The sequence below is a fragment of the Vibrio sp. 10N.247.310.98 genome (genome assembly GCF_041467395.1).
Classification (GTDB): Bacteria; Pseudomonadota; Gammaproteobacteria; order Enterobacterales; family Vibrionaceae; genus Vibrio; species Vibrio crassostreae_C.
This window is the reverse complement of record NZ_JBFSUL010000060.1, coordinates 25408-31607: the sequence shown is the minus strand read 5'-3', so window position 1 is coordinate 31607 and position 6200 is coordinate 25408. Positions and strand designations below refer to the sequence as shown.

Below are 6200 nucleotides of genomic sequence, written 5' to 3'. Positions count from 1 at the left end.
ATTTCACAATAATTCATCAATCTTAATTAGATCACATTTTTACTTTAATTGGTATAATTCGGTAGCGTTATTGAACCACCTCACCAGACTCAATCACCGTTTCACGAACAACCTTGGTGAAATCGAGTGCTTCTTGACGAATCTTATCTTCGTCTACCGTTAGCATGTCGCGATCTTGCATGATGATCTTGCCATCAACGATGGAGTGACGAACATTGCCTGAGTTAGCTGAGTACACCAGTGCTGAGTATGGGTTGTAGACTGGAACCATGTTTGGCGCCTTAGTATCGATCACTATGATGTCAGCCAGTTTGCCTGCTTCAAGAGAGCCGATCTTATCTTCCATGTGCAGCGCTTTTGCTGCACCCATTGTCGCCATGTCGATCACTTTGATCGGCGGCATCGCAGCACGATCTTTGTTAACTAGCTTGTGAACTTTAGCGACTTGGTTGAACTCATCAATGGTGCTCAGTGTGTTACCAGACATTGGGCCATCAGTACCTAAACCGATACGCACGTTCTCGTCATACATCTTAAGGGCAGGTGATACACCTTTTGCTGACTTGATGTTAGCACTCATGTTATGAGCTACACCCATATCCGATTTCTTCACCAGTTCGATATCATGTTCGTCAACGAGGATCATGTGTGCACCCACCAAGTTCTTGTCGAGTGCGCCAATGCTGTCCATGTATTGAACCGGGGACAATCCATCAGAACGCTCTGCGATTTTCTCTTCTTCACGGTGTGATTCTGCAAGGTGAATCATTACTGGAACATCTAATTCTAGGGAGAGCTTAGATATTTTCTGAAGGATCTCTGTGGTGTTGGTGTAAGGCGCATGTGGGGCAAACGCTGGTGTGATGCGTGGGTGATCTTTGTATTCTTCAATGAAGTTCAACGCGTACTTAATGCCTTCTTCGGCGTTGGCCGCATCGGCTACAGGGAACTTAATCACCGTTTCACCTAGGATGGCACGCATACCGATCTTATCGACGGTTTTTGCGACTTCATCTTCGAAGTAGTACATGTCGGCGTAAGTGGTCACACCGCCTTTCACCATTTCAACGTTACCTAGGTTCGCACCAATGCGTACCATGTCTCGCGATACTAGCTTCTTCTCTAGCGGAAAGATGTAACGGTGCAGGCGATCTGGCACATCATCGGCTAACGAACGGAAAACTGTCATTGATACATGAGTATGGGTATTGATGAGACCTGGCATAACGATATCGCCATCCACGTCTAACACTTGCTTAGCTTGGTACTGCTTCTCTAGTGAAGCATCTCCAACCGCAATGATTTTGTTGTCTTTGACGACAACAGTACCGCTTTCATAAACCGTTTTGTCTTGGTTCATGGTTAGAACCATCGCATCGGTAATCATCAGGTCAGCCTTTTCCATTGCCGAACTTGCGAATGGGAACAGCGCTAGGCTCGCCATAGCTGAAGCCAATAAAGTGCGTTTTAGTTTCATATCATACCCAGAACAGGAGTTGGTAAAGTGCGTGGATAATAGTGTATTTCATTCATGGCGCAAACGTTTGTTTTATCGTTTGCTTGAAATTTTGATGATAATCCACGTCTATGAAGCGATGTTTCACAAAGTGAAGATATGTATCAATCTGAGGTTATTTGAGTGTTTTCTAAAGCATATCTGTAGCTTACCCCTAGCATCAGATATACTAGGGGTATATACCTTCCTTGCTTAAGCAGGCCCGCCTATGTCAAAAAACACACCAACGTCAGAAAATACGACAGCGACAACCACTGTTGATCCTTTTGCCGACCGAGAGTCGAAAAATTACGATAACCCAGTACCAAGCCGAGAGTTCATTATTTCGTTTCTAACAGACGCGAATATTCCGATGAACCGCAACGATCTATTCGAAGCTTTGGGTCTTGCTGGAGAGGAACAATATGAAGGGCTGCGTCGTCGTTTGCGTGCAATGGAGCGTGATGGACAGCTTATCTTTACTCGTCGTCAGTGCTACGCATTGCCTGAGAAGATGGAACTGATCAAAGGCTATGTGATTGGTCATAAAGACGGTCATGGTTGGGTTCGCCCAGACGGCAGTGTGGGTAAAGACAATGATATCGTGCTGCCGCATCATCAGATGAAAACCATCATGCACGGTGATTACGTATTGGTTCAGCCTACTGACAACAGTAAGCGTGGCCGTCGTGAAGGTCGCTTGGTTCGTGTGCTTGAAGAGCGTAAAACGCCACTTGTTGGTCGCTTCTTCCTAGAGTACGGCCATTCTTACGTTGTTGCTGATGATTCGCGTATTAGTCACGACATCCAGATCCCTACTGAGCATAAAGGCGGTGCTCGAATGGGTAATGTGGTTGTGATTGAAATTACGGATCGCGGTGGTCGTTCTCGTAACATGATGGGGAAAGTAACCGAAGTTCTTGGTGAAAACATGGCGCCGGGTATGGAAACGCAGATTGCGATCCGTACTCACCAGATCCCACAAGAGTGGCCTGAAGCGGTAGATAAGCAAATCGAAAACCTAGGTGAGCATGTTCCTGAAGAAGCAAAAGAAGGACGTGTAGACCTGCGTAAACTGCCATTGGTTACCATTGATGGTGAAGATGCGCGTGACTTCGATGATGCGGTTTACTGTGAAGCGAAGAAAGGCGGCGGCTGGCGTCTATGGGTAGCGATTGCTGACGTAAGTTACTACGTTCGCCCAGATACAGCGCTAGACAAAGAAGCGATTAACCGTGGTAACTCGGTATACTTCCCGTCACAAGTCGTGCCAATGCTGCCAGAAGTGCTTTCAAATGGTTTGTGTTCATTGAACCCTCAGGTAGACCGTTTATGTATGGTGTGTGAGATGACTATCTCAGACAAAGGTAAACTGTCAGGCTACAAGCACTACGAAGCGGTAATGAATTCTCATGCTCGTCTTACTTATAACAAAGTAGGCGCGATCTTAGATGGCAATGAAGAATTACGTGAGCGTTACGAACCTGAAGTACCACATCTTGAAGAGCTTCATAAGATGTATAAGGTGCTTAAGAAAACGCGTGACGAACGTGGTGCGATTGAATTTGAAACGGTAGAAACTAAGTTTATCTTCAATGCGGATCGTAAGATTGACCGTATTGAGCCAGTAATTCGTAACGATGCACACAAGATCATCGAAGAATGTATGATTCTTGCGAATATCGCATCGGCATCTTACGTAGAAAAAGCGAAAGAGCCTGCGCTGTACCGTGTTCACGAAACTCCGGGCGAAGAGCGCTTAATGGGCTTCAAGAGCTTTTTAAGTGAATTAGGTTTAACACTGGAAGGTGGTCTGTCGCCATCACCAGTAGACTATGCACAACTGATGCAACAGATTAATGAACGTGAAGATCGTGAATTAATCCAAACTATGCTGCTACGCTCAATGAAGCAAGCGGTATACAACGCGGATAACGCGGGTCACTTTGGTTTAGCTCTTAAACGCTATGCTCACTTTACCTCGCCAATTCGTCGTTACCCAGATTTGCTATTGCACCGTGCGATTAAGTACCTTATTGCGAAAGAAGAAGGTCGTAACAGCGAACGTTGGACGCCAACTGGTGGTTACCACTACACTTTCGATGATATGGACTTCTACGGCGAGCAGTGTTCAATGACTGAACGTCGTGCTGATGACGCAACGCGTGAAGTAAACGACTGGTTGAAGTGTGAATACATGCAAGACCATGTCGGTGAGGTGATGGATGGTGTGATTGCCAACGTGACTGGTTTTGGCTTCTTTGTTCGTCTAACTGAACTGCACATTGATGGCTTGGTACACATCTCAGCGCTAGCGAATGATTACTACCAATTTGATGCTGTTGGTCAGCGTCTAGTGGGTGAAAGCTCAGGTAATATCTACCGCTTGGGTGATTCGGTTAAAGTGAAGGTTTCTGCGGTTAATTTAGAAACTCGCCAAATCGACTTTGACTTAGAAGACACTGATCGTCAGCCGCGTGGCAAAGGCAAAACAGCCAAGAAGCGTGCAGCAGAAGCGATGAAAAAGGCGAAAAGCAAGAAGCGCTCAGCAGTGAAGAGTAATAAGCCAGGTGTATCAGCGAAGCCTATGGTTGAGCCAACTAAGCGACCTGACGGAAGCAGCGAAGGCCCTGCTAAGAAGAAAAAGCCAGCGAATAAAACCGGTGCTGCTAAAGCTCGCGCTAAGAAAAAGCGTGCTGCAAGCCGTAAGCCAAAGGCTGATAACTCTTAAGACTGATAGATCTTAAGGCTAAATAAGGCGCTCTGCTAATCAGGTTTAGCGCCTACTGATTTAGTGTGAAATGACTTTAATGCGAGAGTATCAGGCACAAGACGCATACTCTCGAAATGAACAACACAGAGAGGGATGCATCGGCATTGATGTCATTCATCTCTGAGCAATAAGAGTAAGTTGAGACAATGAGTAACGAATTTATTTACGGTATTCACGCGGTGAAAGCCGTACTAGAAAAAGATCCTGCACGTTTTATCGAAGCGTATGTATTGAAAGGTCGCCAAGACGAGCGTCTTCTTCCATTACTGAACCAACTGCAACAGTTTGGTGTGTCGATTCAACAGATGGGTCGTAAGCCGTTGGATGAAAAAGCACAAGGTGCGAATCACCAAGGTCTTATTGCTAAGGTGAAGCCTGCTAAGCAGCTTAATGAAACTCACCTAGACGATATCCTAGCGCAGCACGAACAGCCTTTGCTGTTAGTTCTAGACGGCGTAACAGACCCTCATAACCTAGGCGCTTGTCTACGTAACGCGGATGCCGCAGGTGTCGCTGCTGTTATCGTACCTAAAGATCGCTCTTCGCCGTTAACAGCAACGGTAAGCAAGGTTGCATGTGGCGCAGCTGAAACGGTTCCTCTCGTGCGCGTAACCAACCTAGCTCGCACAATGCGTGCACTGCAAGAGCAGGGCGTATGGTTTGTGGGTACGGCAGGTGAAGCAACGCATGATATCTATCAAGCGAAGCTAACGGGTCCTCTTGCGGTAGTTATGGGTGCAGAAGGTGACGGTATGCGTCGTTTAACTCGTGAAACTTGCGATGATCTGATTAAGATTCCAATGGCAGGTAGCGTATCGAGCTTAAATGTTTCTGTGGCGTCGGGTATTTGCCTGTTCGAAGCGGTAAGACAGCGTTTAGCTCAGTAATGCGTTAACGCTGCTTTAAGTCTATGAATTTATTAGCGCTCACCACTTGCTGGTGGGCGTTTCTTTTTAGGCTGTTATAGCAAAATCCATCGGTTTGTCGGATGGCTAGATGGCGACAGAAAAACTGTTTCATTATTCACCAAATAGCGCTTGCCAATACCGGGTTCTTTCTATAACATTTGCCGTCCTTAAAACTCGGTCATTTATCTTTAGTTCCTTGCTTCCTCTGGACGACCGGGCCACTCGTGGAAGCTAATAATCCGTAAGGAGCAACCAAATGCGTCATTACGAAATCGTATTCATGGTTCACCCTGATCAAAGCGAGCAAGTTGCTGGCATGATCGAGCGTTACACTGGTTCTATCACTGAAGCTGGCGGTACTATCCACCGTCTAGAAGACTGGGGTCGTCGTCAAATGGCTTACCCAATCAACAAGCTTCACAAAGCTCACTACGTTCTTATGAACGTTGAAGCTGGTCAAGAAGTGATTGACGAGCTAGAAACTGCTTTCCGTTTCAACGATGCAGTTCTACGTAACATGATCATGCGCACTAAAGGCGCTGTGACTGAGCAATCTATTATGCTTAAGCAAAAAGAAGAGCGTGCAGAGCGTGCTCCTCGTCGCGAAGAGCGTACAGAAGCTAAACCAGAAGCAGCTGCTGAGTAATTCTTTTTTGGCTTAACGCCTTAAAAAATTCTCAACTTGTTTTAGGTCATTGATAGTTATTTCGATAATTGTGAAAGACCGCTTTACTAAATTTAAGATCAGGAGATAGCCCATGGCTCGTTTCTTCCGTCGTCGTAAATTCTGCCGTTTCACTGCAGAAGGCGTACAAGAGATTGACTACAAAGACGTAGCAACTCTTAAAAACTACATCACTGAAGCTGGTAAAATCGTACCTAGCCGTATCACTGGTACAAGCGCTAAGTACCAGCGTCAACTAGCTCGCGCTATCAAGCGTTCTCGTTACCTAGCTCTACTACCGTACACTGACAAGCATCAGTAATCGGTAATAGTTAATAATAGTTTAAGAGGACTAAGATA

5 protein-coding genes are annotated in these 6200 nt (G+C 45.9%); 4 read left to right on the top strand and 1 reads right to left on the bottom strand.

The window, feature by feature from the left end; genetic code table 11:
- Window positions 1-67: 67 nt before the first annotated feature.
- Window positions 68-1477, bottom strand: coding sequence for an amidohydrolase (locus AB6E78_RS19010; RefSeq protein WP_372134077.1), 1410 nt, complete (start codon window positions 1475-1477; stop codon window positions 68-70).
- Between the two features lie 247 nt (window positions 1478-1724).
- Here AB6E78_RS19010 and rnr point away from each other — a divergent pair, with 247 nt between their 5' ends.
- The 4 genes from rnr to rpsR all read left to right on the top strand — a co-directional run bounded on the left by rnr (window position 1725) and on the right by rpsR (window position 6162).
- The gene (gene rnr / locus AB6E78_RS19005) at window positions 1725-4226 is read left to right on the top strand and encodes a ribonuclease R (protein WP_017063179.1); all 2502 of its coding nucleotides are present in this window, start codon (window positions 1725-1727) and stop codon (window positions 4224-4226) included.
- A gap of 188 nt (window positions 4227-4414) precedes the next feature.
- Window positions 4415-5155: a 23S rRNA (guanosine(2251)-2'-O)-methyltransferase RlmB gene (gene rlmB / locus AB6E78_RS19000; RefSeq protein WP_017063180.1), complete on the top strand. Its 741-nt coding sequence runs from the start codon at window positions 4415-4417 to the stop codon at window positions 5153-5155.
- Window positions 5156-5432: 277 nt separating this feature from the next.
- On the top strand, window positions 5433-5822 hold the full coding sequence (gene rpsF / locus AB6E78_RS18995; protein WP_004741278.1) for a 30S ribosomal protein S6: 390 nt from the start codon (window positions 5433-5435) through the stop codon (window positions 5820-5822).
- A gap of 112 nt (window positions 5823-5934) precedes the next feature.
- Window positions 5935-6162 (top strand): 30S ribosomal protein S18, encoded by a 228-nt coding sequence (rpsR, locus tag AB6E78_RS18990; protein ID WP_000090472.1) that lies wholly within the window; start codon window positions 5935-5937, stop codon window positions 6160-6162.
- Window positions 6163-6200 lie beyond the last annotated feature (38 nt).

Coding starts and splice junctions, on each gene's coding strand:
- AB6E78_RS19010 (WP_372134077.1), bottom strand. CDS start 1,477: ATGAAACTAAAACGCACTTTATTGGCTTCAGCTATGGCGAGCCTAGCG.
- rnr (WP_017063179.1), top strand. CDS start 1,725: ATGTCAAAAAACACACCAACGTCAGAAAATACGACAGCGACAACCACT.
- rlmB (WP_017063180.1), top strand. CDS start 4,415: ATGAGTAACGAATTTATTTACGGTATTCACGCGGTGAAAGCCGTACTA.
- rpsF (WP_004741278.1), top strand. CDS start 5,433: ATGCGTCATTACGAAATCGTATTCATGGTTCACCCTGATCAAAGCGAG.
- rpsR (WP_000090472.1), top strand. CDS start 5,935: ATGGCTCGTTTCTTCCGTCGTCGTAAATTCTGCCGTTTCACTGCAGAA.